The following is a 23,820-nucleotide window of genomic DNA, read 5'->3' as shown; positions in this document are numbered from 1 at the left end:
ACACATAAAGGCCAGATAAGAGCACAATGAAACCGCGGCACCACGCCGCAAGCCCGATCAGGCGCGCATGGCGCCAGAAGGAGGCGAGTCGTATGTCCGACGTCTCTCACCGTCCTGGTGACATCAGGGGCCACCCGGACGCACCGGAAATGAGCCAGCGCTACTCCCGGATGCTCGAGACCCGCGGTGTCGCGGCGGTCGAGGAGCTGGTGATCCTGGCCGGTATCTACGCCGCGATCGCCGCGTGGGTGGTTCACTTCGCGGCCGCTCAGCCAGAACTTGCCCTCAGCAACCTGATCACCGGCATCGCCCTCGCGGTCCTGGGCCTGTGTATGTCGATGGCTCCGGAGCGTTCGCAGGACCTGAACGTCGTCGTCCTGCTGCTCGGCGCATGGCTGATCATCTCCGCCTGGGTGGTCCCCCCGACCGACGCGGGCACCGGCGCGATCGTGAGCAACGTCATCACCGGCGCATGCGTCTGCCTCTTCGCCCTCACGGCGGGCGGGCTCCTCATGAGCAAGAGCAAGAACAGGAGAACGGGATGACGTTCTGATCTCCCCAAAAACGGCGCCGCATCCTCCACATCAGGATGCGGCGCCGTGACCTTCCCGTTAGGCAAAACCAGACACACCACCCCCCAACGTCCCACCCCAGGTAACGAATTGACCGACCGCGTTTCGGCCACATAAGTTCTGCGTAAGCTTGCTCCACCGGGACAGGCTCCCGCTCGCATTTCCAGTCCTTGGGGGGACTAAGTGAACTGGTACCTCGACGTTCTCAAGAAGTACGCCGTATTCAGCGGCCGCGCGCGCCGCAAGGAATACTGGATGTTCACCCTGTTCAACGCCATCGCGGCCGTCATCCTTCTGGGCATCGACTTCGCCCTCAGCACGCTCCCGCTGTTCACGGCCATCTACGCCCTGGGCGTGCTCGTGCCGTCGCTCGCCGTCATGGTGCGTCGCCTGCACGACACCGGCCGGTCGGGCTGGTGGTACTTCATCAGCTTCGTTCCGATCGTCGGCGGCGTCATCCTGTTCGTCTTCACTGTTCTCGAGGGTGAGGCGCACGACAACGCCTACGGCCCGAGCCCGAAGGCCGCGCAGACCTACTGACGGTTCCCGCGCAACGAGGCCCCCGGAAGGTTCCGGGGGCCTCGTGCGTTCTGCCCCCCCGGTTGCCAGTGCCGGTACGGAGCGTTTGGGCCCGCCGCCTTGTGCACAGTGGCGCACGACCCGCCTCCTCCCCCGCCCCTAGCCTCGCCGCAACGGCGCGCACACCGAACGAACGAGGGGCGGTACCGGTGAACTGGCTCATCCATGACTACCGCGAGAGCGATCTCGCCGCAGTGGTCCACCTGATCGACACCACGGCCGAGCTCGGCCAGGAATCCGTCTTCTCCCTGGCCGAATGCATCGGCGCCCTGACCTCCCGCCAGCCGGCCGTCGTCGCTGTCCACCAGGGCGTGCCCATCGGGACGGCGCTCGCCTGTGTGGCCGGGGAACGGGCCTGGGTGATGCGGATCGCGATCGCCTCGGCGTGGCGCGGCCGTGGCCTCGCCAGCGCCCTCCTGGTGGAGCTGGAGCGGCGCCTGGTCGCCGCGCGGGTCGGCCGGATCGCGTACGTCCTGCCCGAGGAGGACCTGCTCGGCGAGGGGCTCCTCAACGCGGGCTACACCCGCCAGCCGGCCGTCGCCTACTTCGAGAAGGTCGAGCCGCTGCACGGGCCCGCCGCCAACCTCCTCGACGACCTCGGTGGCCGGCTGCTGCCGGGCGACCTGTGGGGGAAGGTCGCCGGGATGGAGCGCGAGAAGGACCTGATCGAACGGCGTGTCGTGCTTCCGCTCGCCGAGCCGGAGCGCGCGGCGCGACACGGTGTGCGCCCGCCGCGCGCGGTGGGCCTGTTCGGCCCGCCGGGGACAGGCAAGACAACGTTCGCGCGCGGGATCGCCTCGCGTCTCGGCTGGCCGTTCGTGGAGATCCTGCCCTCCCGGCTGGCCGACGAGGGCAATCTGGCGGCGGCGCTGCGCTCCGCGTTCGCCAGGATCGCCGAGCTGGAACGGGTCCTGGTCTTCATCGACGAGGTCGAGGAGATCGCCCCGGTCCGTCAGGAGCCCGCGCAGCCCGGCGGGATGCACGGAGTCACCAACGAACTGCTCAAACTGATACCGGGCTTCCGGGAGCGCGACGAGCGCCTCCTCGTCTGCGCGACGAACTCGATCCGCTCCCTCGACCCGGCGTTCCTGCGCCCGGGCCGTTTCGACTACCTCATCCCGATCGGTACGCCGGACAAGGCGGCCCGCGCCGCGATCTGGGCGCGCTACACCGACGGCCGGCCGGACGTGGACATCGACGAACTGGTGGCGGCGAGCGACCTGTTCACGCCCGCCGACATCGAGCACGCCGCCCGGATCGCCGCCCAGAACTCCTTCGAGCGCGATCTGGTCTCCGTCGGCGGACGGGCGGTCACCGACGAACGGATCCCGGGGGCGAGCACGGCGGACTACCTGGAGGCGATCGGCCAGTGCCGTCCGACGGTGACGCCGGAGATGATCACCCAGTTCGAGTCGGACATCACCACGCACGCCCGGTTCTGACGATCCCGTCACTCGTGACGAATCGCTTCGATAAGGAGCGCTGATCGCGCGTGGCGGGGAAGTGGCAACCGGTCTCCGATCATTGTCAATATCGTGGTCACAAAGGTTTCCGCGACGGCTGACGAACAGAGGGGGACTGGTCCCATGGAGCAGTACGAGGGGCTCGAGCTGATGACCGTCACGAAGACCGAGGAGTTGGAGGCCTGGCTGGAAATCCACCATGCCAACACGCCCGGGGTCTGGCTGAGGATCGCCAAGAAGGGCAAAGGGGGCGAGTCGCTGACCATTCCGGAGGTGCTCGACTGCATGCTCTGCTTCGGCTGGATCGATGGAACGCGCAAGGGCGGCGACGGGGCGTACTACTTCCAGAAGTACACGCCGCGCCGGGCGCGCAGCCTCTGGTCGCTGGTGAACGTCCGCAAGGTCGAAGCGCTGGTGGCCGCGGGCCGGATGCGCGAGCCGGGGCTCGCGGAGGTGCGGGCGGCGCAGGCGGACGGCCGGTGGGCGAACGCGTACCCCTCGCAGGCCGAGGCGACCGTGCCGGACGACCTCGCGGCGGCGCTGGCGGCCGACGAGAAGGCCCGGGCCTTCTACGAGCAGCTCGGGAAGACCGATCAGTACATGGTGATCCTGCGGTTGTGGCAGGCGCGCACGCCGAAGAACCGGGGGGAGCGCCTGGAGCGGATGATGGCGAAGCTGGCGGCCGGCGAGAAGGTCACCTGACGGGTCCGCCGGTCCGGCGGTAGAGCACCTGGTGGGCCTCGAACTCCACGAAGGAGGCGGCGTGGACCATCCCGATGGCCTCCAGGAGCCGCCGCGAGCGGTCGTTCGCCCGCTGGGTCACCGCGACCACGCTCGGTGCGCGCTCCAGCGTCCGTTCGACGACGGCGGCGACGGCCTCGCGCGCGTAGCCGTGCCCCCAGTACTCGGGCAGGAACTGGTACGAGACCTCCGTCTCGCCCTCCCGTGCCGCCGGCTCGACGGTGACGAGGCCGAGCAGGATCCCGTCGGGGGCCCGGACGACCGCGTGGACGCCGGGCGCTCCGACGATGCGCCGCTGCCGGATCCGTACGACCTGGTCGACGACCGGACCTCCGAGGTGGAGCCGGACGTCGGGGTCGGTCCACAGCCGGGTGACGGCCGGTACGTCACGCGCCCGCACCGGCCGCAGCAGCAGTCGCTCGGTGGTGAGGGCGACGCCGGCGGGCACGGCGGGGGAGGTGCGCATGCGTACGATCATCCCAGCGTCGGCCGTCCCCCGTCCGTCAGGGGCGCAACCGGCGCTGTACGGCGGCGAGCGCGCCGGCCTTTCGTCCCGGGACGCGCTGCCGGAGCGCGACGAGGGCGGGGCCCAGCCCGCGGGCGCGGGCGAGGTCCTCGATCTGCTCCCACTGGTGGTGCGCCCGGTCGACGGCGCCCTCGACATCGGGGTCGCCGGGCTCCTGGCTCAGTCCGAGCCGGGCCTGGGCGGCCGCGATCCACAACTCGCAGCTGCGGGCGGGCTCTCCGGCGAGCCGCGCGAGATCGGCCCGCACCTCCATCCAGTGCACGGCCTGCTGCGAGCGCGGCCCGTACCGCCGCAACGCCTCCTGCTCCCACGCGACGGCGACGGCCACGGCCTCCCCGTGCCGCCCGGCCTGCGCGGCGGCGAGGATGGCGGGGTGCGGGTCGGGCACGACCACGCCCGGCACGACCCGTTGCCCGGCTCCCCCGCCGTACGTGCCGGACCCGACCGCGGCGGCGGACGACGCGCCCGTCATGGCCGGAGCCGGACCGGCGATGACCGAAGCGGGGCCGGGCGCGACCGCGGCAGGTGCGGGCGCGACCGGCTCGGGGATGGCCAGGCCGGTGGGAAGTGCGGGCGCCGGGCCTGCGGGGGCGGGTGTCGTCGGGGCGAGCGAAGGGGCGGGGGCCGTTCCCGGTACGTGTGCGAGCGCTGACCCGGGGGCGGCTGGGAGCGGGTGTCCCGGGCCCGGGTCGCCGACCGGGACGGGCGCGTGGCCGTGAACCGGTCCGGACGGAGGCGCCGCGTCCCTCACCTCGCGACCGGACCCTGCGTGCGGGCCGGCCGAACTCCCCGGCACCGCCACAGCGACAGGCACGGCGGCAGGTGCCGGGCCCGCGGGCGGGGTCAGGAACAGCGCCTCGGCCTCGCCGCCCTGCGCCGCCGCCTCCGCGTGGAGGTGCGACAGCGGCGGGCGGGCGCCCGTGCGCCACACGGTGGCGAAGTGGCGGAGGTACTCCGGCGTCGCAGGGCCGCCCCGGCGCGGGGCCGGTGCGACCCTGCCGTACAGGAGCGGGCCGGGGCCCAGGGAGAGGAGGCCCGGGGCGGGGCGCAGGCGTTGCCACAGCTCCGGGTCCGCGACCAGGTCCGCCACCACCGTCGTCGTCCCCGGCCGCCGCGCCGCGAGTTCCGCCGCGAGCCAGTGCCAGGGCAGCCCCGTGTACCGCAGCGTCGTCGGCGTGCTGCGCGCGAGCGCCAGATGCGGCAGGTGCTGGCGGCGGTCCAGTTGGAGCTGGCCCGCGAGGTAGACCGCCAGCGGCCCTGGCGTCGTCGCCGCCGCCCGGAGGCGCGTCAGCACGGTCTGCGGGTCCAGCGGGTCGGCCAGTTCGACGACCGTCGCCACCGGGGTGCCGGTCAGCGCGCTCGGCGGCACCGCCGCCAGCGCGGGCAGCACGGAGGCCGCGTCCATCGCTCGTCCCCGCCCCGCCGGGGCCGCTGCCAGCAGCACCGCCGTACCCACTCTGTCCAGCTCGTCGTTCACCACACCAGCACCGTAACCTTCTCACCGCCCCTTCTCGTTACCACCCCGATGGCCGATAATCGGCGGGCCTTTGGCATATGTCAGAAGCACCACCGTATCGAGTGTTGCCAAATCCCTTACGGGCTGTCCCCGCCTGTGCAACAGTCGTTTCCGGGCCTCGTTCCATCAGCTCGCCCGCGCCGCGCCTGTATCGGAGTACGACATGCCGTCCCATCTGTCCGCGGACCGTCCCGCCCAGCCGCCGGAGCCCGGCACGGTGGACGCGTTGATCTCGCAGACCCGCCGTCTGCGCGGCGACGTGGACGCCGTGCGCCGGGACGCCGAACTGGACGAGGACGACCCGAAGAACCGCTGGCAGCGCGCCCTGTGCGAGCTGGCCGTGCACCAACTCGACGACCTGGGCGCCCACTTGGGGCAGCTGAAGGCCGGCCTCCCGGACGAGCTCCCCGTCCTGCCCGACGCGGTCGAGATCGACGCCGCGCCCGACACCGCCTCCGACCCCGGCGCCGCCTACGGTGGTCCCTCGCCCGCGCGCACCGGCTCCCTGCTGAGCCGCGTCGGCAGCGCCGAATGGAACCTGCTCAACGACGAGGTCAGCTGGTCCGAGGAGCTGTACCAGATCTTCGGCCGGACCCCGGAGAGCGGTCCGATGTCGCTGGACGAACTCCCCTCGATGGTCTTCGCCGAGGACCAGCCCGTGCTCCAGGCGATGGTGACGGACTGTCTGATCGACGGCAAGCCGATCGACGGCGAGTTCCGGATCGTCCGCACCGACGGCCGGGTCCGTACGGTCCACATGATGGGCGAGCCGGTCCTCGACGCCGACGGCTGCACGGCCTCCATGTGGGCCGTTTTACGGGACGTCAGCGAACTGCGCCGCAGCGAGCGCGCCGTGCGCGAGTCCCGTGACAGTCTGCAACGCCGACGCCACCTCGAGCGCACCGAGCGCCGGGTCGCCGTCGAGCTCCAGGAAGCGGTCCTTCCTCCGTGGCGCGGTTCGCTGCGCTTCGCCCACGGCGGCCCGGGCGCCCCGCTCGACGTGGCCGGGCACTACCTGCCGGCCGCGACGACCGGTCTCATCGGCGGCGACTGGTACGACGCGCTCGCCCTCCCGGACGGGGACGCCCTGCTGACGGTCGGTGACCTCACCGGGCACGGTGTCTCCGCCACCTCCTCGATGGCCATGCTCCTCGGTGCGCTGCGTGGCATGGCGGTGGCCGGAATCCGCCCCGGAGCCCTGATGAGCCATCTCAACCAGCTGCTCGAGACCTCGGTCCAGCCGGCCCTGGGCAGCGCGATGTGCTGCCGTTACGACCCGGTGAGCCAGACGCTCTCCTGGGCGCAGGCAGGACACCCCGCCCCGCTGCTCTTCCGCAACGGGACGGGGCGGGCCCTGAAGCGGCCCGAGGGTGTGCTCCTGGGAGCGACGGCCGGGGCCGCGTACGAGGAGGCCGAGATCCGGCTGCTCCCCGGAGATCTGCTGATCCTGCACACGGACGGGCTGACCCGAAGTGGCGGGATGGACGACTCGGGCACCCAGCGCCTCCTCGCGCTGGCGCCACGGCTGGCCGGCGCGCGGGACGCGCAGGACTGCGTACGGTCGGTGGTGGAGGAGTTCGGCGAGGCACCGCGTGAGGACGACGCCTGCGTGATGGTGGTCCGCGTGGGTCAGTAGCGGCGGTGCCGCTCAGGAGGGCATACCGGCAGAGCCGGTGTGCCCTTTCTCATGGGTTCTCGTACCGGGCGCCGGGTGCCCGCCCGCTCAGATCGAGCCGGTCCTCGGCCGCTTCGCGGCGGGCTTGGGCAGGGCGAGCTCGATCTCCTCACGCAGGTCCTCGATCTTGGCGTAGCCGGCGTACTGCCCGGTCAGCCGGTACATCTCGCGCAGCCGGTCCCAGGTCCGGTGGGAGGAGGTCTCCCCCATGGAGACCAGGGCGAGCCGCGCGTACCGGTCTGCCTGTTCCGGGTCGTCGGCGATGAAGCAGGCCGAGGCGAGCGAGATGTAGTCGAAGAGCTTGGAGCGGTTGTGGCCGTTGCGGCGCAGTTCGAGGGCCAGCTTGGCGTGGCGCTGCGCCGGGACGGCGGCCGCGGGGTCGTGCTCGGCGAGGGTGCGGTAGGCGAGGGCCTGCATCCCGTGCATGTCGGCGTCGTCGAAGTTCTGCATCCAGCTCGGCGGAGGCACGTCCGAACGGTCGGAGACGAAGAGGTCCTCCGCCTCGCCCAGGGTGCGGCGCATGGCCTGGCCCTTGCCCATGGACGCCTGGGCCCAGGCCTCGATGGTGTGCAGCATCGCCTGGGTGCGCGGCAGCACCTCCTCGCCGGAGCCGGACTTGGCGAGCTTCATCAGGTCGAGCGCGTCGTCGGGACGGCCGAGGTGGACCATCTGGCGGGCGGCGCGGGACAGGGCCTCGCCGGCGCGCGGCCGGTCGCCGCCCTCGCGGGCGGCGTGCGCGGCGATGACGAAGTACTTCTGGGCGGTGGGTTCGAGGCCGACGTCGTGGGACATCCAGCCGGCGAGGACCGCCAGGTTGGCGGCGACGCCCCACAGGCGCCGCTGGAGGTGGTCGGGGTGGTGGTAGGCGAGCATGCCGCCCACCTCGTTCAGCTGGCCCACGACCGCCTTGCGCTGGAGTCCGCCGCCGCGGGAGGCGTCCCAGGCGCGGAACACCTCCACCGAGCGCTCCAGTGCCTCGATCTCCTCCGACCCGATGGGGGCGGCCTCGTAGCGGTCGAAACCAGCGGGGTCGGCGTGGAGGGGATCGTTCGCGCGGGGGGCCGCCGCGGCGGCGCGTGAGGGGTCGGTGTGGAGCCAGTCGTGCATGGCGCTGGTGAGTGCGGAGCCGGCGGCGAGCACGGCGCCCGCGCCCATCAGGCCGCGTCGGTTGAGCATGAGGTCCATTCCCGTGAATTCGGTGAGGACCGCTGCCGTACGCTCGGGCGGCCAGGGCAGCCCGTCAGGGTTGTCGGTGTTCCTGACGTTCTGCCGTTTCCCGGTGCGCCCGTGTCGTACGAACCCGAGGTCCTCGATGGTCACGACACGGCCGAGTCGCTCGGTGAACAGTGCTGCCAGCACCCGGGGTACGGGATCGCGCGGGGTCTCCCCCATGTCGATCCATCGCCTCACCCGTGAGGTGTCGGTCGACAGTTGCGGATGGCCCATGGCCGCCGCCTGCCGGTTGACGAGCCTCGCGAGCTCTCCCTTGGACCAGCCGGCGAGGCCGAAAAGGTCTGCCAGGCGGGTGTTGGTCTGTCCGGTCACGTCTAAGCCCCCAGGTTCTCGGCTGAGTTGACAGTAACCCCCTGTCATAGGGCTGGCGACTATTCGCCAGGCTTCGCCAGGGTGCGCCCGATGTTCCGCCACCCGCGCCCGGGTGTCAGGTAGGAACGCGCCACCCCGCCCCGGTAACCGGCCCTCATTCCCCAGGGTGCGGCCCGGAGGCCGGGCGGGGCGACGCACGCAAATCGTCGGCACACGAAGGGATCTGTCTCCTCCATGTACACAGCATCGTCCTCCGTGTCCGCACCGCCCCGGCCGCTGCACCGCACCGTGCCGGCCGGCAGCGGACCGTATCTCGCCCCCGTCTCCCCGGCGGGCCGTGCGAGGCGCTGGGCGGGCAGTACCGCTCAGGCTCCCAGCGGGCGAATCGACCTGTCGGGCCCCCAGGGGGCCCAGGTGAGGATGGCGATCGCGTCCGTCCACCGGATCTGCCCGGAGTTCAATCCCGTGCAGGTGCTGCGTCGCAGCGGCCGCTCCGTACTGATCGTCGGCACGACCGGGCGGACCACCGCGGTCGCCAAGTGTTTACTGGATCACTCCCCCGCGTGGGTCGAGCGGTTCCAGCACGAAATAGCTGCTTATCGCTCCTTCGTCCGGCACCGGCCACCGGTGCGAGCCCCCCGGCTGATCGCCGCGGATCCGGAGAACTGCACGCTGGTGATCGAGCGGATGCCCGGACGGGCGGCGGCGCTGACGCGCCACCCCGTGGAGGCTCCGCCCCGGGCGGACCTGCGCGCCGCGCTCGGTGCGATCGCCCGGCTGAACGCCTGGCGTCCGCCGGCCGGAACCTTCGACGCTCCGCTCGACTACGGTTCGCGGATCGCGCGCTACCACGAGCTGGGTCTGTTCACCGACCGCGACCGGGACGACCTGCAGAAGCTGCTGCACGGCCTGGCGCAGGCCGGTGGCCGCCAGGGCATGGGCCAGTTCTGTCACGGCGACGCCCTGCTCTCCAACATCCTGCTCTCCCCCACGGGCCCGGTCCTGGTCGACTGGGAGCACGCCGGCTGGTACCTGCCCGGCTACGACCTGGCGACGATGTGGGCGGTGCTCGGCGACGCGCCGCTGGCGCGGCGGCAGATCAGTCAGCTCGCCCAGCAGGCGGGAGCGGCGTCGCGGGACGCCTTCCTGGTGAACCTGATGATCGTGCTGACGCGGGAGATCCGTACGTACGAGACGGCGGTGCAGCGCACCATCAAGGAGGCGCCGCCCGCCGGTTCGGTTCCCGTTCCCTCCGGCGCGGTCTCGCCGGGCGAGGAACAGCGGCTGCTGCTGCGGCGGCTGCACGACGACTGCGCCATGGCACGGCGGGCCGTGCGCGCGGCGGTCGGTACGCGGTGACTCCGCGCCGTCCGCTCCCACGGGGGTGACAACCGCGCACCCGGTGCCGACACACCGGGCGCGCGGTGTCCGTGTCCCCTCCTCGCAGCCGCCCTCATTGGTCCACTCCACTGACGCGCCGCAGGCCCGCGCGCCGCCGCCGCGAAACTCCACGACATGCCTCCTGACATGGGAAATCCCATGACCGGCGGGGTGATTGACGGATGGTCCGGAAGCCGATACCCCTGTACGGGTTCGGCCCCGCACGCCCCCTCGTCATCCCCCGTTCCCGGAGGCTGCCTTGCACCGTTCCGCGTCGCACAGACGGGTCGCCCGGACGGTGGGCGCCGTGGCGTCCGCCGCTCTGCTGTTCCCTCTTCTCTCGGCCGCCCCGTCGGCCACCGCCGGATCCTTGGAGTCCGGCTCGCAAACGTCCGGCTCGCTGGAATCCGGCTCGCTCCAGCGGCAGTTCGCCGCCTCCGCCGAGCGCCGGGGTGTGCCGCAGAGCGTGCTGCTCGCGGTGTCGTACCTCCAGTCGCGGTGGGACGCGCACGGCGGCGCGCCGAGTGTGACCGGCGGCTACGGTCCGATGCACCTCACGGACGCGGTGACCGCTCTGGCCGGGGCCCCGCACCACTCGCACGGCGAGGAGGACGCGCGGGGCGACGACTCGCGTGCGCCGCGCCACGTCGCGGAGGCGGACGAGGCTCCGCTGCCGACGGCGGCCCAGCTCCCGGAGCGTCTCAAGACGCTGGAGCGGGCGGCCGCGTTGACGGGCATCCCCGCCGAGGAGCTGCGGACCGGGACCGCGGCGAACATCGAGGGCGGAGCCGCGCTTCTCGCCGCCGCCCAGCGCGCGTCGGGCCGGCCGCTCAGCGCCGACCCGGCCGACTGGTACGGGGCGGTGGCTCGCTGGTCGGGGGCCGATGACACGGCGACCGCGACGACGTTCGCGAACGACGTGTACGACGTGATCCGTACCGGTGAGTCCCGTACGACGGACAGCGGACAGGTGGTCACCCTCGCGCCCGACGCGGACATCGCGCCCGCGACGGAGCAGGTGGCGTCGCTCGGGCTGCGCACGGCGGACGCGGGCCGGACCGAGTGCCCGAGGACGGTGGCGTGCGAGTGGATCCCGGCGCCGTACGAGGAGTTCGGGGACGGGGACTACGGCAACCACGACAAGGGGAACCGGCCCGCGTCCCAGTCGATCGAGTACATCGTCGTGCACGACACGGAGGCGACCTGGGACGTCACCCTCAAGCTGGTGCAGGACCCGACGTACGTGTCCTGGCAGTATTCGCTGCGCTCCTCCGACGGTCATATCGCGCAGCATCTGCCGCTCAAGGACGTCGGCTGGCACGCGGGCAACTGGTTCGTGAACGCCAAGTCGGTGGGTCTGGAGCACGAGGGTTTCCTGACGGCGCCGGACTCCTGGTACACGGAGGCGATGTACCGGACGTCGGCGCGCCTGGTCCGGTACCTGGCGCAGCGGTACGACATCCCGCTCGACCGGCAGCACATCCTCGGCCACGACAACGTGCCGGGCACGGTCACCTCGACGATCCGCGGGATGCACACCGACCCGGGCCCGTACTGGGACTGGGCGCACTACTTCCAGCTGCTCGGACGGCCGTTCACCCCGAGCGCCGGCCCGGACGCGGGTGTGGTGACGATCCGCCCGGACTACAGCGCGCACCAGCCGGTGTACACGGGCTGTGCCAAGGCGGGGCAGGCGTGCGCGCCGCACGGCAGCGGCGCGGTCCGGCTGCACACGGCGCCGAGCGCCGACGCGCCGCTGGTGAAGGACATCGGTCTCCGCCCGGGCGGCCAGGACTCCACGACCGGGGTCAACGACACGGGGGCGCGGGCCTCGACGGGGCAGCAGTACGCGGTGGCGGCGCGGCGGGGTGACTGGACGGCGATCTGGTACCTCGGCCAGAAGGCCTGGTTCCACAATCCGAAGGAGCGGCCGACCGCGGTGAACGCGCGGGGCCTGGTCCTGACGCCGAAGGAGGGGGCGACGCAGATCCCGGTGTACGGGCGTGCCTATCCGGAGGCCTCGGCCTATCCGGCGGGTGTCCCGGTCCAGTCGGTCTCGCCGCTGCCGTACAAGCTGCTCGCGGGTCAGTCGTACGTGGTGGGCGACCGCACCCCGGGCGAGTACTACTTCGCGCCGGTGTTCGATACCACGGGGCACCGGGTCGTCCGGGGGCAGGAGGAGTACTACGAGATCCAGTTCGGCCACCGGGTGGCCTTTGTGAAGGCGTCCGACGTGCGGGTTTCCCGCGCCTGAGCGAGACGCCGGACGGAGTGCGCGGGGTGGCGCCGGGCCGGGGGCCCGACGCCACCCCTTGGCGTTCATATGACTAACCGAGGGTTCGCGTGGGTCGCGCGGGCAAGGGGTAAGGCTGGGCGGGAACAGTTGCCCACGCTCGTCGGAAGGCCCCGCACGCATGCCTCAGCCCTTCGTTCTGCCGGATTTCTATGTCCCGTATCCGGCGCGACTCAACCCCCATGTGGAGGCCGCCCGCACGCACACCCGGACGTGGGCGCGGGAGATGGGGATGCTGGAGGGCTCCGGTATCTGGGAGTCGCACGACCTCGAGTCCCATGACTACGCGCTGCTGTGTGCCTACACCCACCCGGACTGCGACGCGGAGGCGCTGTCCCTGGTCACCGACTGGTACGTCTGGGTCTTCTTCTTCGACGACCACTTCCTCGAAGTCTTCAAGCGCACCCAGGACCGGGCCGCCGGCAAGGCCTATCTGGACCGGCTGCCGCTGTTCATGCCGTTGGACCCCACGGCCGGCGTCCCCGAGCCCACCAACCCGGTGGAGGCGGGGCTCGCGGACCTGTGGCGGCGCACCGTACCGGCCATGTCCGCCGCCTGGCGGGAACGGTTCGCCGAAGCCACCGAGGCACTGCTCTACGAGTCCCTGTGGGAGCTCGACAACATCAACGAGGGGCGGATCGCGAACCCCGTCGAGTACATCGAGATGCGCCGCAAGGTGGGCGGTGCCCCCTGGTCGGCCGGGCTGGTCGAGTACGCGGCGGGCGCCGAGGTCCCGGAGGCGGTGGCGGGGTCACGGCCGCTGCACGTGCTGCGCGACACGTTCTCCGACGCGGTGCATCTGCGCAACGACCTCTTCTCGTACCAGCGGGAGGTCGAGGACGAGGGGGAGAACAGCAACGGCGTCCTCGTCCTGGAGACGTTCCTCGGCTGCACCACGCAGGAGGCGGCCGAGGCCGTCAACGACCTGCTCACCTCCCGGCTGCAGCAGTTCGAGAACACGGCCCTGACCGAAGTCCCGGCCCTCTGTCTGGAGAAGGGGCTGAGCCCCGCGGAGTGCGCGGCCGTGGCAGCGTACGCGAAGGGGCTGCAGGACTGGCAGTCAGGCGGGCACGAGTGGCACATGCGCTCCAGCCGCTACATGAACGAGGGCCTGGACACCGGGCCTTCGCATCTCGACGGAGTGCTCGGCACCTCGGCGCTGGACATCAGAACGCTCTTCGGCCGGCCCGCCGCCGCGCGGCTCCGCACCCTCACACACGTGCCGCACCAGCAGGTGGGGCCCTCACTCCTGCCCGCCATCGACCTTCCGTACCCGCTGACGCTGAGCCCGCACCACGAGGAGGCGAAACGACTCTCCGTCGACTGGGCGGAGCGCATGGGGCTCCTGGACGACATCTGGGACCGGCCGATGTGCGAGGGCTTCGACCTGGCCCTCTGCTCGGCAGGGCTCGATCCGGACGCCACCCTGGAGGAGCTGGAGCTCAGCGCCGAGTGGCTGACCTGGGGGACGTACGGCGACGACTACTATCCGCTCGTCTTCGGCAAGCCCCGCGACCTGATCGGCGCCAAGCAGAGCACCGAGCGGTTCAAGTCCTGTATGCCGGTGGACGATCCGGCCGCGGGGGCCGCGCTCGCGGTCAGCCCGATGGAGCGCTCGCTCGCCGATCTGTGGGCGCGGACCGCCGGGCCGATGGGCCCGGAGGGCCGGGCCCAGCTGCGCGCCGCCATGGACACGATGCTCGACAGCTGGATGTGGGAGCTGCACAACCAGGCGCAGCACCGGGTGCCCGATCCGGTCGACTACATCGAGATGCGCCGCAAGACGTTCGGCTCCGACCTGACGATGCAGCTGTGCCGGCTGCGGCACGCCGGCGCTCTGCCCCCGGGCATCTTCCGCTCGGGCGCGGTCCGGAGCCTGGAGAACTCGGCCGCGGACTACGCGGCGCTCCTCAACGACCTCTTCTCGTACCAGAAGGAGGTCGAGGTCGAGGGCGAGGTCCACAACGGGGTCCTCGTGCTGCAGACGTTCTTCGACTGCGACTACCCGACCGCCGTGGCCATGGTCGACGACCTGATGCGGGGCCGGCTGCGGCAGTTCGAGCATGTGAAGAAGCATGAACTGCCCATGCTGTACGAGGACTTCGCGCTGAACGCCGAGGGGCGTGCGGCCTTCGAGGCGTACGTACGGGAGTTGGAGGACTGGCTCGCCGGAATCCTCAACTGGCATCGCGGCGTACGGCGTTACGGCGCCGAGGACGTCCGCTCCGGCAGTGGTACGGCGCTGTTGCGGCGGGGACCGACCGGTATCGGCACCTCGGCGGCGCGGCTGGCCGCGCTGTTCGCTCCGTAAGGTACGGGCGGGGCGCGGCCGCTCTCAGGAGGAGGACCGGCCGCGCAGCTCGTCCAGTTCGCGGCGCTCGCGCTTGGTCGGCCGGCCGGCGCCGCGCTCGCGGACGCCGGCGAGGGCCACATGCTCGCGCGGGGGCGGCGGCGGGCTGTTGTCGACGTACGCCTCGGCGGCCACGGGCGGGCCGACCCGCTTCGTCAGAAGCTGCTTGACCTCGACGATCCGCTCCCGGCCTCCGTGGAAGAGCCGCACCTCGTCACCGGGCTTCACCGGCTGCGCGGGCTTGGCGCGCTCGCCGTTGACCTTGACGTGTCCGGCCCGGCAGGCCGCGGCGGCCTGGGAGCGGGTCTTGGTGAGGCGGACCGCCCAGATCCAGCTGTCGACGCGTGCGCTCATCGGCCCCCGCCCCCCGTCAGCCCTGCTGGAAGAGCTCGGCGGGCAGCGGCTTGAGGAGTGCGTACAGGTCGTCGGTGATGGGCCGGTCCCAACTGGCGATCGTCACCAGGACGTTGTCGCTGCGGTCGAACTGCACGCAGGAGATCCGGCTCTCGGAGAGCTTGATGCGGCGCACGATCAGCAGGTTGTCGCCCTGCATCACCGGCATGTCCTCGGTGTCGAGGACCTCGACCGGCTCGTCGTTCTCCAGGGCCGCGAGGAGCTGCGCGACCTCGAAGGGGATCTGGCCGTCCGCGAGCTCCCGGGCCGGCGAGCCCTCCGGCAGGTTGCCGATGATCATCGCGGGGCCGCGGCCGCCGAACAGGTCGTAGCGCAGGAAGACGCCCTGGCAGCTGCCGTCGGGGGCGGGCAGCAGACCGGCGCCGAGGTTGCCGGGCCAGTCCCCCGGATCCATGGCCAGGACGTCGAAGTCCGGGCCCGCGGGTGTGGCGGCGCTGCGGCGGCGGAGGAAGGACATAGGGCCATGGTACGTGCCCCGGCACACGATGCGACGCGCCGGGGCGAGTCCGGCGGACGGCTCCGAGACCGCGCCCGGACGGCCCGCGACAGGGGCCGCCGGCTCAGCCGCACCGGCCGCTCCCCGAGGGGTCCCGGACGGCTCCCGGCCGGTGCGGAGCTTGCGGTGGGCGGCGCGGAGCGGCAGGCCCCGGCGGCTGCCGCGCCGCCACGGACGGTGAGATCGACGGCGGCGCGCTCACGCGTGGTGAGCGCGCCACGACGTCGCGGCACCGGCCCGGCGCCGGCCGGCTCGCAGAAGACCGCGGCGGGGCATCCCGCGGCGTCGAGGGCTGAGCCCCCGGCGAGGAGCCGGGTCGGATCATGCTCCGCGCTCATGATCGGCGGGCCAGGGCGGTCAGGTCAGGTCAGGTCAGGTCAGGTCAGGTCGAACTCGCCTTCACGCGCGTTGACCACGAACGCCCGCCATTCCGCCGGGGTGAAGATCAGTGACGGCGCCTCGGGCCGCCTTCCGTTGCGCATCGCGATGAAGCCCTCGACGAAGGCGATCTGGACGTCTCCCGCGCCCTGGCTGCTCGACCGCCAATCGGCTGTGCTGAGGTCGAGTTCCGGCTTGTCCCAGCCCGCGAAGGCGTGCTGGGTGGTGGTGCTCTCCGCCACGTCCGTGCTCCTCCCGCATCCCGGACATCGTCGTCCGGGGCTCAGGGTAGCGAGCGGCGCCGGGCGCCGACAGACCTCAGACCGCGGGTGGCCTGTCCCCCACGAGCCACATCGAGAAGAACTGCGCACCCCCTCCGTACGCGTGTCCGAGCGCCCTTCGCGCTCCGTCCACCTGGTGTTCTCCGGCCTGCCCGCGGACCTGGAGCGCGGCTTCCGCGAAGCGGATCATCCCGGAGGCGCCGATGGGGTTGGTGGAGAGCACACCGCCCGAAGGGTTCACCGGCAGATCACCGTCCAGTTCCGTCACCCCGGCCTCGGTGAGTTTCCAGCCCTCGCCCTCCTCGGCGAAGCCGAGGTTCTCCAGCCACATGGGCTCGTACCAGGAGAACGGCACGTACATCTCGACGGCGTCGATCTCCCGGCGCGGGTCGGTGATGCCCGCTTGCCGGTAGACGTCGGCGGCGCAGTCCTTGCCGGCCTGCGGCGAGACGAAGTCCTTGCCCGCGAAGAGGGTGGGTTCGCTGCGCATCGCTCCGCCGTGCACCCACGCGGGCGGCCGGGGCGCGCGCCGGGCGCCGGCGCGGTCGGTGAGGACCATCGCGCAGGCGCCGTCGGAGGACGGGCAGGTCTCGGAGTAGCGGATCGGGTCCCAGAGCATCGGCGACGCCTGCACCTTCTCCAGGGTGATGTCGTGCTCGTGCAGATGCGCGTAGGGGTTCTTCAGCGCGTTGCGCCGGTCCTTGTAGGCGACCAGGGACCCGACGGTGTCCGGGGCGCCGGTGCGGCGCATGTAGGCGCGTACGTGCGGGGCGAAGAAGCCGCCGGCGCCCGCGAGCAGCGGCTGCTGGAACGGGACGGGCAGGGACAGTCCCCACATGGCGTTCGACTCGGACTGCTTCTCGAAGGCGAGGGTGAGGACCGTGCGGTGGACCCGGGCGGCGACCAGGTTCGCGGCGACGAGCGCCGTGGACCCGCCGACCGACCCGGCGGTGTGGACGCGCAGCATCGGTTTGCCGACCGCGCCGAGGGCGTCGGCGAGGTACAGCTCCGGCATCATCACGCCCTCGAAGAAGTCGGGGGCCTTGCCGATGACGACGGCGTCGATGTCCGCCCAGGTCAGGTCGGCGTCGTGCAGCGCGCGCAGGGCGGCCTCGCGAACGAGTCCGGCGATCGAGACGTCCCGGCGGGCGGCGACGTGCTTCGTCTGGCCGATCCCGACGACGGCCACAGGCTCCTTAGGCACGGGGGTCCCCTTCCAGGACGGCGACCAGGTTCTGTTGCAGGCAAGGGCCGGAGGTGGCGTGGGCGAGGGCGCGGTCGGAGGCGCCGCGGTGGATGCGGGCGGCGGCCTCGCCGAGCCGGACGAGGCCGGCGGCCATCATCGGGTTGGCGGCGAGCGCCCCGCCGGACGGGTTGACCCTCACCCTCTCGTCGAGGTCGAGCGCTCTGCGGAGCACGACCTCCTGGGAGCTGAAGGGCGCGTGCAGTTCGGCGGTGTCGACAGGCCGCTCGAAGGCGCCGGCGCGTTCGGCGGCGAGCCGGGTGGAGGGCGAGTCGGTGAGGTCGCGCACGCCGAGGGCGTGGGCCTCGATCCGGTGGTCCATGCCGCGGATCCAGGCAGGCCGGGCGCAGAGTTCGCGGGCCCGGTCCCCCGCCGCGAGGATCACGGCGGCGGCGCCGTCCCCGACGGGCGGGCAGTCGCCGGTACGCAGCGGACCGACGACGTACGCGCCCTGAGGGCGGGCGCCGGGCAGCTGGGCGTGCGGGTTGGCGCTCGCGTCCTCGCGGCTGCGGGTGGCGATGGCGGCCAGGGCCGGCTCGTCCGTGTGGCCGGCGTCGATGAGCGCCTGCGCCTGGAGGGCGGCGAGGGCGACGGAGTCGGGCCAGAGCGGGGCGAGGTAGTAGGGGTCGAGCTGCCGGGTGAGGACGTCGCGTACGGAGCCGGGTGAGGACTTCCCGTAGGCGTAGACGAGCGCGGTGTCGGCCTCGCCGGTCAGGAGTTTCACCCAGGCCTCGTAGAGCGCCCAGGCGCCGTCCATCTCGACGTGGGACTCGGAGATCGGCGGCCAGGCGCCGACGCCGTCGAGGGCCATGGTGAAGGAGAAGGCGCGCCCGGCGAGGTAGTCGGAGGAGCCGGAGCAGGTGAAGCCGATGTCGGAGGTCTTGCATCCGGTCTGCCGCAGCACGTCGTGCAGCACGGGCATGACCATCTCGACCTCGGAGAGCTCGTCCGTGCGCCGCCGGTGGTCGGTCTGGGCGAAGGCGACGATCGCCACCTCTCGGTCCGGCGTCACAGCAGCTCCTTGTACGTGTCGTAGTCGGCGTCGGGTTCGCCGGAGGGCCGGTAGTGGTCGGGGTAGCGGCTGTCGTCGCTCCACACGGGTTCCACCCGCAGGCCCATGCGGACCTGGTCGTACGGGATGCCGCCGATCCGGCCGTGGAGGGCGAGCCCGGCGCCGTCGAGGGCGATGTGGGCGTAGACGTACGGGACCTCGATGTCCAGGCCCCGCGCCTTGATGTTGACGATGCAGAAGGTGGTGACGGTCCCGCGGGGGCCGACCTCGACCTGCTCGGCCGTGGCGACGCCGCAGGTGGGGCAGGCGCCGCGGGGCGGTACGTACACCTTGGCGCAGGACGGGCAGCGTTCACCGACGGTCCTGTTGTCCGCGAGGGCCTGGAGGTAGCCGGTCTGGGCGCGGCCGGGGGTGTACGTGTAGTCGAGCCGGGCGGGCGCGACGATGCCGGTGACGGGGTCGTCGAAGGTCCCGGCGTGGTCGCGCGCGCCGGTCGTCGCGGGCTCGCCCTCGTACGGTTCGAAGCAGGCGATGTCGGTGATGGCGCCGGCCCGTTCGGCGGCCCAGCGGAGCCGGACCCGCATGCCGGTGCGGACGGCCTCGGGTCCGGGCGCGTCGAGGGCGTGCAGCAGGGCGGTGTCGGCGCCGTCGAGCCGGACCAGGACCCAGGCGAAGGGGGTGGACAGCGGCTGTCCGGGGCGGGGGTCGGGGTTCCAGGCCCAGGTGGTGACGGTGCCGGTGGCGCCGACCTCGACGAGTTCGCGGAGTTCGGCGGCGGTCTCGGGGTCGTACTCGACGGGCGGGACGAGCACGCGCCCGTCGCCGGTCCGCACCCCGAGCACGGTCCGCTCGCGCAGTCCGGTCAGGAACGCGGACTGGACGGGGCCGAGCGAGCGGGTGAAGGGGAACTCGACGACGAAGGGTGCGCGAAGGGTGTCCGGCGTCGGGGCGGCGTTCATGGGTCTCCTCGGGGACGGCGGGGCGGCGGAGGCGGCGGGCGGGGTACGGGCGAGGTACGGGCGGGGCACCTGCGGCGGGCCTTTCCCCGCCACGCCACGCCCCGACGCCTGGTGGGGTGGGGAAAGGTCACTCCCGGCGGTAGACCGGCTTCCTCTTCTCCGCGAAGGCCCGCGCGCCCTCCTTCGCGTCCGCCGTGCCGAAGATCGGCCAGCCGCGCTTCAGCTCCGCCGCCAGGCCGTCGGTCTCGGTCATCTCGGCGGTCTCGTACACCGAGGCCTTCACGGCCTCGACCGCGAGCGGCCCGCAGGCGTTGATCTGGTCGGCGACGGCGAGGGCCGTCTCCAGCGTCGTGCCGTCGGGGACGACGCGGCCGACGAGTCCGATGCGGGCGGCCTCCTCCGCGCTGTACGGACGACCGGTCAGCAGCATCTCGAGCGCGTGCGTGCGGGCGATCTGGCGGGGCAGCCGGACGGTCGACCCGCCGATCGGGAACAGTCCGCGTTTCACCTCGAAGAGCCCGAACGTCGCGGAGGAGCCCGCGATCCGGATGTCGGTGCCCTGGAGGATCTCGGTGCCGCCGGCGACGCAGTAGCCCTCGACGGCGGCGATGACCGGCTTGCGCGGCCGGTGGTGGCGCAGCATCGCCTTCCAGTGGAGATCGGGGTCGGCCTGCATGCGGTCCCGGTACTGCTCCCCCTCCATGCCCTTGCCCGCCAGCGCCTTGAGGTCCATCCCGGCACAGAACGAGCCGCCCGCCCCGGTCAGGACGACGGAGCGGATCGTGTCGTCGGCATCGGCCTCCAGCCAGCCGTCGTAGAGCCCCACCAGCATGGGCAGCGAGAGCGCGTTCTTGGCCTCCGGCCGGTTGAGTGTGAGCACGAGTGTGGCGCCTTCGCGCTGCACGGTGAGGTGTTCGGTCCCACCCATGGACGTCCTCCCGTCTCCAGACCTGGAACAGGTTGCAGGAGGTGCGCCTCCAGTTCAATAGTTTTCTGACACTCAGTCAGATTCTTCTGCGCCACCCCTTCCCCCCGCCGCCCGGCGGCGCTCTAATGACGGCCTCGGCCGGTGCGGGCCGGACGACCGACGGAGTCAGGAGGAACGGTGGAGTACAACCTTGCCGACCTGTTCGAGTCGGTCGTCGACGTGGTGCCGGACCGCGAGGCGCTCGTGTACGTCGACCACCCGGGCACGGGGGCCGAGCGCCGGCTCACGTACGCGGAACTCGACGCCGCCGCCAACCGGGTCGCCCACCATCTGATCGACTCCGGCATCCGGCCGGGCGAGCACCTGGGCCTGCACCTGTACAACGGCGTCGAGTATCTGCAGACCGTCCTGGCCTGCCTCAAGGCGCGGATCGTCCCGGTGAACGTGAACTACCGCTACGTGGAGGAGGAGCTCGTCTACCTCTACCGGGACGCCGATCTGGCCGCGCTCGTCTTCGACGCCGAGTTCACGGAGCGGGTGGCGGCGGCGCTGCCGCAGACGGAGAAGCTGCGGCACCTCGTGCGGGTGGGGACCCCGCCCGATGACAACGCCGCCGCGCCCGCGCTGACCTGCGTACCGTTCACCGAGGCGGAAGAGGCCGGATCACCGGAGCGCGGATTCGCGGAACGCTCCGCCGACGACCTCTTCATCATCTACACGGGCGGTACGACGGGCATGCCGAAGGGCGTCATGTGGCGCCAGGAGGACCTCTTCTTCGCCGGGCTCTTCGGTGGGGAGCCCGCGGGCGAACCGGTCAAGCGGCCCGAGGAACTGGCCGAGCGGGTCGCGGCACGCGGCGCGGGGCTGACCTTCTTCCCGGCTCCCCCGCTGATGCACGGCACGTCGACGCTGACCTCGTTCATCGCGTTCAACTACGGGCAGCGGGTGGTCATCCACCGCAAGTACGCCCCCGAGGAAGTGCTCCGCACGATCGAGAAGGAGAAGGTCTCCAGCGTGTCGCTGGTGGGCGACGCCATGCTCAGGCCGCTCATCGACGCGCTCCACGGCCCGCTCAAGGGCACGGACCTCTCCTCCCTGTTCAGCGTCTCCTCCTCCGGGGCGATCATGTCGGAGACGGTACGGGCGCAGTTCCAGGCGCTCGTACCGAACGTGCTGCTCCTGAACAACTTCGGCTCCTCGGAGTCCGGTTCCAACGGCAGGGCGACGGACGACTCGGGCCCGGCGAAGGGCTTCCGCCTGGAGGTCAACGAGCGGACGCGGGTGGTGGACCCGGTGACGTACGAGCCGGTGGCGGTGGGCGAGCCGGGGCGCCTCGCCCAGCGCGGCCATGTGCCGCTGGGCTACTACAACGACCCGGCGAAGACGGCCGAGACCTTCTTCCAGAAGGGCGACGAGCGGTGGGTCCTGCTCGGCGACATGGCCACCGTCGACGAGGACGGGATCGTCACGGTCCTCGGGCGCGGCTCCCAGTGCATCAACACCGGCGGCGAGAAGGTCTATCCGGAGGAGGTCGAGCAGGCGCTCAAGTCCCATCCGGACGTGTACGACGCCCTGGTCGCCGGGGTCCCCGACCCGAGGTGGGGGAACCATGTGGCGGCCGTGGTCCAGCTGCGCACCGGGGCTCCCGCCCTCGACCTGGAAGCCGTCCAGACCCACTGCCGGAGCCGGCTCGCCGGATACAAGATCCCCCGCCAGCTGGTGATCACCGACCGGATCGAGCGCTCCCCGAGCGGCAAGGCGGACTACCGGTGGGCCCGTTCGGTGGCGGCGGCCGAGGACGCGGGAGCCAAGGGCGCCTGAACCGAGGGCTCCGGAGCCGAGGGCGGGTTCTCCGCGGGGTCCGGAGCCGAGGGCGGGTTCTCCGCGGGGTCCTAGATCCCGAACTCCCGCAGGGCGCTGAGGAACTCCGCCGGCCGGGACGCGTGGATCTCGTGCCCCGCCTCGATCGTGACGAGGCGGCCCTCGGGCAGCCGGTCCGCCATCCAGGACAGCTGCTCCTGGGCGATGTGGCTCTCCTGCCCACCGGCCAGGATCAGGGTCGGAGCGGTGATCGCCGCCACCTCCTCGCGCCAGGCGGGGTCCGGCTCGTTCAGCTGGGCGTCGGTCGCGAGCACGACCTCCCAGTCCAGACCGAGGGGCCCCTCGGGGCGCGCGGCGAGGCCGCGCGGCGGATCGAGCGGGAAGAAGACGGGCGCCTCCTCCAGGACCAGCCGGCCGATCAGGCCCGGCTCGTCCATGGCCAGGAGGGAGGCCGCGGCGCCGCCCATCGAGTGGGCGACCACATCGGCGCCGACGAGGTCCAGCTCCTTCAGGAAGCCGCGCAGCTCGTCGCGGAAGGCATCGAACCCGTACGGGCCCGTCCAGTCGCTGAGGCCGTGCCCGCGCAGGTCCACGGCGTACACCCGCCGGTCGGTGGCCAGTTCCTCGGCGACCCGCGCCCAGTCGGCGCTGTTCCCGCCGCGGCCGTGGACCAGGACCACGGGCGGGGCGTCGGCCTCGCCCCACACCCGGTACGCGAGACGGACCCCGCCCACGCGGACCGTGCGGACCGCCGGGTCGAGGAAGGCGGCGACCGCGCGGACGAAGGCGCCCGCGTCGTCGACCCACGGGAAGTGCCCCGCGCCGCGCAGAACGGCCGTCTCGGCGTGCGGGAAGACCTCCGCCAGCTCGGCCACACGCGCGGGGGTCGGCGCGCCGTCGCACTCTCCGGCCAGGATCAGGACCGGCGCGGTCAGGGCGGCGAGGGCGGCCCGGGTCGCCGGCGGGTCGAAAGCGCCGGGCGCGTAGTAGGCCGTGGCCGCCCCCCAGTTGACCTCGTGCTCGGCGGCGGCGGCGTGGGCCTGCGCGGTCTCGTCCCAACGCCCGTACGCGAAGGGACTGATGATCTCCATGACCTCAGGCATCGGGGTGTCGGGGCCGATCGTCGCCAGCGCGGCCCGCGCCCGCGGGTACCAGGGCCGGTCCGCGAACACCTCCACGGCCTTGTCCCACTCCTCGTCCGTGACGTCGATGCCCACGGCCTGCACGCCGGGGGTGACCAGGACGAGGGAGCTCACCCGCCGCGGGTACGCGGCGGCGTACAGCATGGCCAGGTTTCCGGATCCGGAGTGGCCGAGCACATCGATCCGCTCCAGACCGAGGTGGAGCCGCAGCGCCTCGACGTCCGCCACCTGCCGGTCGCAGCGGTACGAAGCGGGGTCGGCGGGCTCCGCGCTCGCGCCGGTGCCGCGGAGGTCGAGCACGATCAGCGTGCGGTGCGCGGGGAGCCCTCCGAGGTCGCCGAGATAGGCGGCGTCGCGCATGGGGCCGCCGGGCAGGCAGACGAGCGGCTCCCCCTCCCCTCGTACGTCATAGGCGAGTTCGGTTCCGTCGTACGTCGTGAACGTGGGCATGGCGCCGATCCTCGGCGGACCCGGATGATCTCCGCAACCGGTTTCGCCGAGGGCGC

Annotated in this window: 20 protein-coding genes; 9 read left to right on the top strand and 11 right to left on the bottom strand. The window is 72.3% G+C overall.

Translation table 11 applies throughout. The features are described 5' to 3' along the window. Nucleotides 1-92 precede the first annotated feature (92 nt). The 4 genes from ACFYV5_RS30400 (at nt 93) to ACFYV5_RS30385 (ending at nt 3,316) form a co-directional block, all read left to right on the top strand. Nucleotides 93-545: an SPW repeat protein gene (locus ACFYV5_RS30400; protein ID WP_389173643.1), complete on the top strand. Its 453-nt coding sequence runs from the start codon at nt 93-95 to the stop codon at nt 543-545. Between the two features lie 210 nt (nt 546-755). Continuing rightward, complete coding sequence (locus ACFYV5_RS30395; RefSeq protein WP_389173641.1) at nt 756-1,112, top strand: DUF805 domain-containing protein; 357 nt, start codon at nt 756-758, stop codon at nt 1,110-1,112. A gap of 188 nt (nt 1,113-1,300) precedes the next feature. Beyond that, nucleotides 1,301-2,593: a bifunctional GNAT family N-acetyltransferase/ATP-binding protein gene (locus tag ACFYV5_RS30390; RefSeq protein WP_355112770.1), complete on the top strand. Its 1,293-nt coding sequence runs from the start codon at nt 1,301-1,303 to the stop codon at nt 2,591-2,593. 144 nt (nt 2,594-2,737) lie between these two features. Continuing rightward, nucleotides 2,738-3,316 (top strand): YdeI family protein, encoded by a 579-nt coding sequence (locus ACFYV5_RS30385; RefSeq protein ID WP_389173639.1) that lies wholly within the window; start codon nt 2,738-2,740, stop codon nt 3,314-3,316. On the opposite strand, the gene ACFYV5_RS30380 is transcribed toward ACFYV5_RS30385, so the two are convergent. Then, nucleotides 3,309-3,821: a GNAT family N-acetyltransferase gene (locus ACFYV5_RS30380; protein ID WP_355112767.1), complete on the bottom strand. Its 513-nt coding sequence runs from the start codon at nt 3,819-3,821 to the stop codon at nt 3,309-3,311. The genes ACFYV5_RS30385 and ACFYV5_RS30380 overlap by 8 nt on opposite strands. 37 nt (nt 3,822-3,858) lie before the next feature. Then, on the bottom strand, nt 3,859-5,361 hold the full coding sequence (locus tag ACFYV5_RS30375) for a hypothetical protein (RefSeq protein WP_389173636.1): 1,503 nt from the start codon (nt 5,359-5,361) through the stop codon (nt 3,859-3,861). Between the two features lie 199 nt (nt 5,362-5,560). Here ACFYV5_RS30375 and ACFYV5_RS30370 point away from each other — a divergent pair, with 199 nt between their 5' ends. Continuing rightward, complete coding sequence (locus ACFYV5_RS30370) at nt 5,561-7,033, top strand: PP2C family protein-serine/threonine phosphatase (protein WP_389173634.1); 1,473 nt, start codon at nt 5,561-5,563, stop codon at nt 7,031-7,033. Between the two features lie 87 nt (nt 7,034-7,120). Here the strand turns inward: ACFYV5_RS30370 and ACFYV5_RS30365 are convergent, their stop codons facing one another. Further along, nucleotides 7,121-8,617 carry a hypothetical protein gene (locus ACFYV5_RS30365; RefSeq protein ID WP_389173632.1) on the bottom strand — a complete coding sequence of 499 codons (1,497 nt, stop codon included), beginning with the start codon at nt 8,615-8,617 and terminating at the stop codon, nt 7,121-7,123. Between the two features lie 234 nt (nt 8,618-8,851). Between ACFYV5_RS30365 and ACFYV5_RS30360 the strand changes: the two genes are divergently transcribed. From ACFYV5_RS30360 to ACFYV5_RS30350, 3 genes are all read left to right on the top strand, one after another. Then, the gene (locus ACFYV5_RS30360; protein ID WP_355112761.1) at nt 8,852-9,976 is read left to right on the top strand and encodes an aminoglycoside phosphotransferase family protein; all 1,125 of its coding nucleotides are present in this window, start codon (nt 8,852-8,854) and stop codon (nt 9,974-9,976) included. A gap of 319 nt (nt 9,977-10,295) precedes the next feature. After that, nucleotides 10,296-12,251, top strand: a complete 1,956-nt coding sequence (locus ACFYV5_RS30355; protein ID WP_389174000.1) for an N-acetylmuramoyl-L-alanine amidase — start codon at nt 10,296-10,298, stop codon at nt 12,249-12,251. Nucleotides 12,252-12,411: 160 nt separating this feature from the next. After that, nucleotides 12,412-14,601: a germacradienol/geosmin synthase gene (locus tag ACFYV5_RS30350; RefSeq protein WP_389173630.1), complete on the top strand. Its 2,190-nt coding sequence runs from the start codon at nt 12,412-12,414 to the stop codon at nt 14,599-14,601. A gap of 24 nt (nt 14,602-14,625) precedes the next feature. On the opposite strand, the gene ACFYV5_RS30345 is transcribed toward ACFYV5_RS30350, so the two are convergent. From ACFYV5_RS30345 to ACFYV5_RS30315, 7 genes are all read right to left on the bottom strand, one after another. Next, complete coding sequence (locus tag ACFYV5_RS30345; protein WP_355112757.1) at nt 14,626-14,994, bottom strand: RNA-binding S4 domain-containing protein; 369 nt, start codon at nt 14,992-14,994, stop codon at nt 14,626-14,628. Nucleotides 14,995-15,010: 16 nt separating this feature from the next. Further along, a complete protein-coding gene (locus ACFYV5_RS30340; protein WP_329124203.1) occupies nt 15,011-15,511 on the bottom strand; it encodes a hypothetical protein in 501 nt (166 codons plus the stop codon). 416 nt (nt 15,512-15,927) lie between these two features. Beyond that, entirely contained in the window at nt 15,928-16,170 is a 243-nt protein-coding gene (locus ACFYV5_RS30335) for a DUF397 domain-containing protein (protein ID WP_355112756.1), read from the bottom strand. Between the two features lie 76 nt (nt 16,171-16,246). Next, complete coding sequence (locus tag ACFYV5_RS30330; RefSeq protein WP_389173627.1) at nt 16,247-17,413, bottom strand: thiolase domain-containing protein; 1,167 nt, start codon at nt 17,411-17,413, stop codon at nt 16,247-16,249. Further along, the gene (locus ACFYV5_RS30325) at nt 17,406-18,464 is read right to left on the bottom strand and encodes a thiolase domain-containing protein (RefSeq protein WP_355112753.1); all 1,059 of its coding nucleotides are present in this window, start codon (nt 18,462-18,464) and stop codon (nt 17,406-17,408) included. Before ACFYV5_RS30325 ends, ACFYV5_RS30330 begins: the two co-directional genes overlap by 8 nt. Further along, nucleotides 18,461-19,423: a Zn-ribbon domain-containing OB-fold protein gene (locus tag ACFYV5_RS30320; RefSeq protein WP_389173624.1), complete on the bottom strand. Its 963-nt coding sequence runs from the start codon at nt 19,421-19,423 to the stop codon at nt 18,461-18,463. The genes ACFYV5_RS30325 and ACFYV5_RS30320 overlap by 4 nt, the downstream gene beginning before the upstream one ends. Before the next feature lie 127 nt (nt 19,424-19,550). Beyond that, nucleotides 19,551-20,351, bottom strand: a complete 801-nt coding sequence (locus ACFYV5_RS30315; RefSeq protein WP_389173622.1) for a crotonase/enoyl-CoA hydratase family protein — start codon at nt 20,349-20,351, stop codon at nt 19,551-19,553. A gap of 177 nt (nt 20,352-20,528) precedes the next feature. Between ACFYV5_RS30315 and ACFYV5_RS30310 the strand changes: the two genes are divergently transcribed. Further along, a complete protein-coding gene (locus ACFYV5_RS30310) occupies nt 20,529-22,172 on the top strand; it encodes an acyl-CoA synthetase (RefSeq protein ID WP_389173620.1) in 1,644 nt (547 codons plus the stop codon). A gap of 71 nt (nt 22,173-22,243) precedes the next feature. Here the strand turns inward: ACFYV5_RS30310 and ACFYV5_RS30305 are convergent, their stop codons facing one another. Next, the gene (locus tag ACFYV5_RS30305; protein WP_389173618.1) at nt 22,244-23,764 is read right to left on the bottom strand and encodes an alpha/beta fold hydrolase; all 1,521 of its coding nucleotides are present in this window, start codon (nt 23,762-23,764) and stop codon (nt 22,244-22,246) included. Between the last annotated feature and the right edge of the window lie 56 nt (nt 23,765-23,820).

The organism is Streptomyces sp. NPDC003035 (genome assembly GCF_042888285.1).
Classification (GTDB): Bacteria; Actinomycetota; Actinomycetes; order Streptomycetales; family Streptomycetaceae; genus Streptomyces.
Note: the sequence above shows the minus strand (reverse complement) of the source record. Positions and strands in the feature narration are given on the sequence as shown.

Excerpts from the sequence above, each read along its gene's own strand:
- ACFYV5_RS30400 (WP_389173643.1), top strand. The coding sequence starts at position 93 with ATGTCCGACGTCTCTCACCGTCCTGGTGACATCAGGGGCCACCCGGAC.
- ACFYV5_RS30385 (WP_389173639.1), top strand. The coding sequence starts at position 2,738 with ATGGAGCAGTACGAGGGGCTCGAGCTGATGACCGTCACGAAGACCGAG.
- ACFYV5_RS30380 (WP_355112767.1), bottom strand. The coding sequence starts at position 3,821 with ATGCGCACCTCCCCCGCCGTGCCCGCCGGCGTCGCCCTCACCACCGAG.
- ACFYV5_RS30370 (WP_389173634.1), top strand. The coding sequence starts at position 5,561 with ATGCCGTCCCATCTGTCCGCGGACCGTCCCGCCCAGCCGCCGGAGCCC.
- ACFYV5_RS30360 (WP_355112761.1), top strand. The coding sequence starts at position 8,852 with ATGTACACAGCATCGTCCTCCGTGTCCGCACCGCCCCGGCCGCTGCAC.
- ACFYV5_RS30350 (WP_389173630.1), top strand. The coding sequence starts at position 12,412 with ATGCCTCAGCCCTTCGTTCTGCCGGATTTCTATGTCCCGTATCCGGCG.
- ACFYV5_RS30345 (WP_355112757.1), bottom strand. The coding sequence starts at position 14,994 with ATGAGCGCACGCGTCGACAGCTGGATCTGGGCGGTCCGCCTCACCAAG.
- ACFYV5_RS30340 (WP_329124203.1), bottom strand. The coding sequence starts at position 15,511 with ATGTCCTTCCTCCGCCGCCGCAGCGCCGCCACACCCGCGGGCCCGGAC.
- ACFYV5_RS30320 (WP_389173624.1), bottom strand. The coding sequence starts at position 19,423 with ATGAACGCCGCCCCGACGCCGGACACCCTTCGCGCACCCTTCGTCGTC.
- ACFYV5_RS30315 (WP_389173622.1), bottom strand. The coding sequence starts at position 20,351 with ATGGGTGGGACCGAACACCTCACCGTGCAGCGCGAAGGCGCCACACTC.
- ACFYV5_RS30305 (WP_389173618.1), bottom strand. The coding sequence starts at position 23,764 with ATGCCCACGTTCACGACGTACGACGGAACCGAACTCGCCTATGACGTA.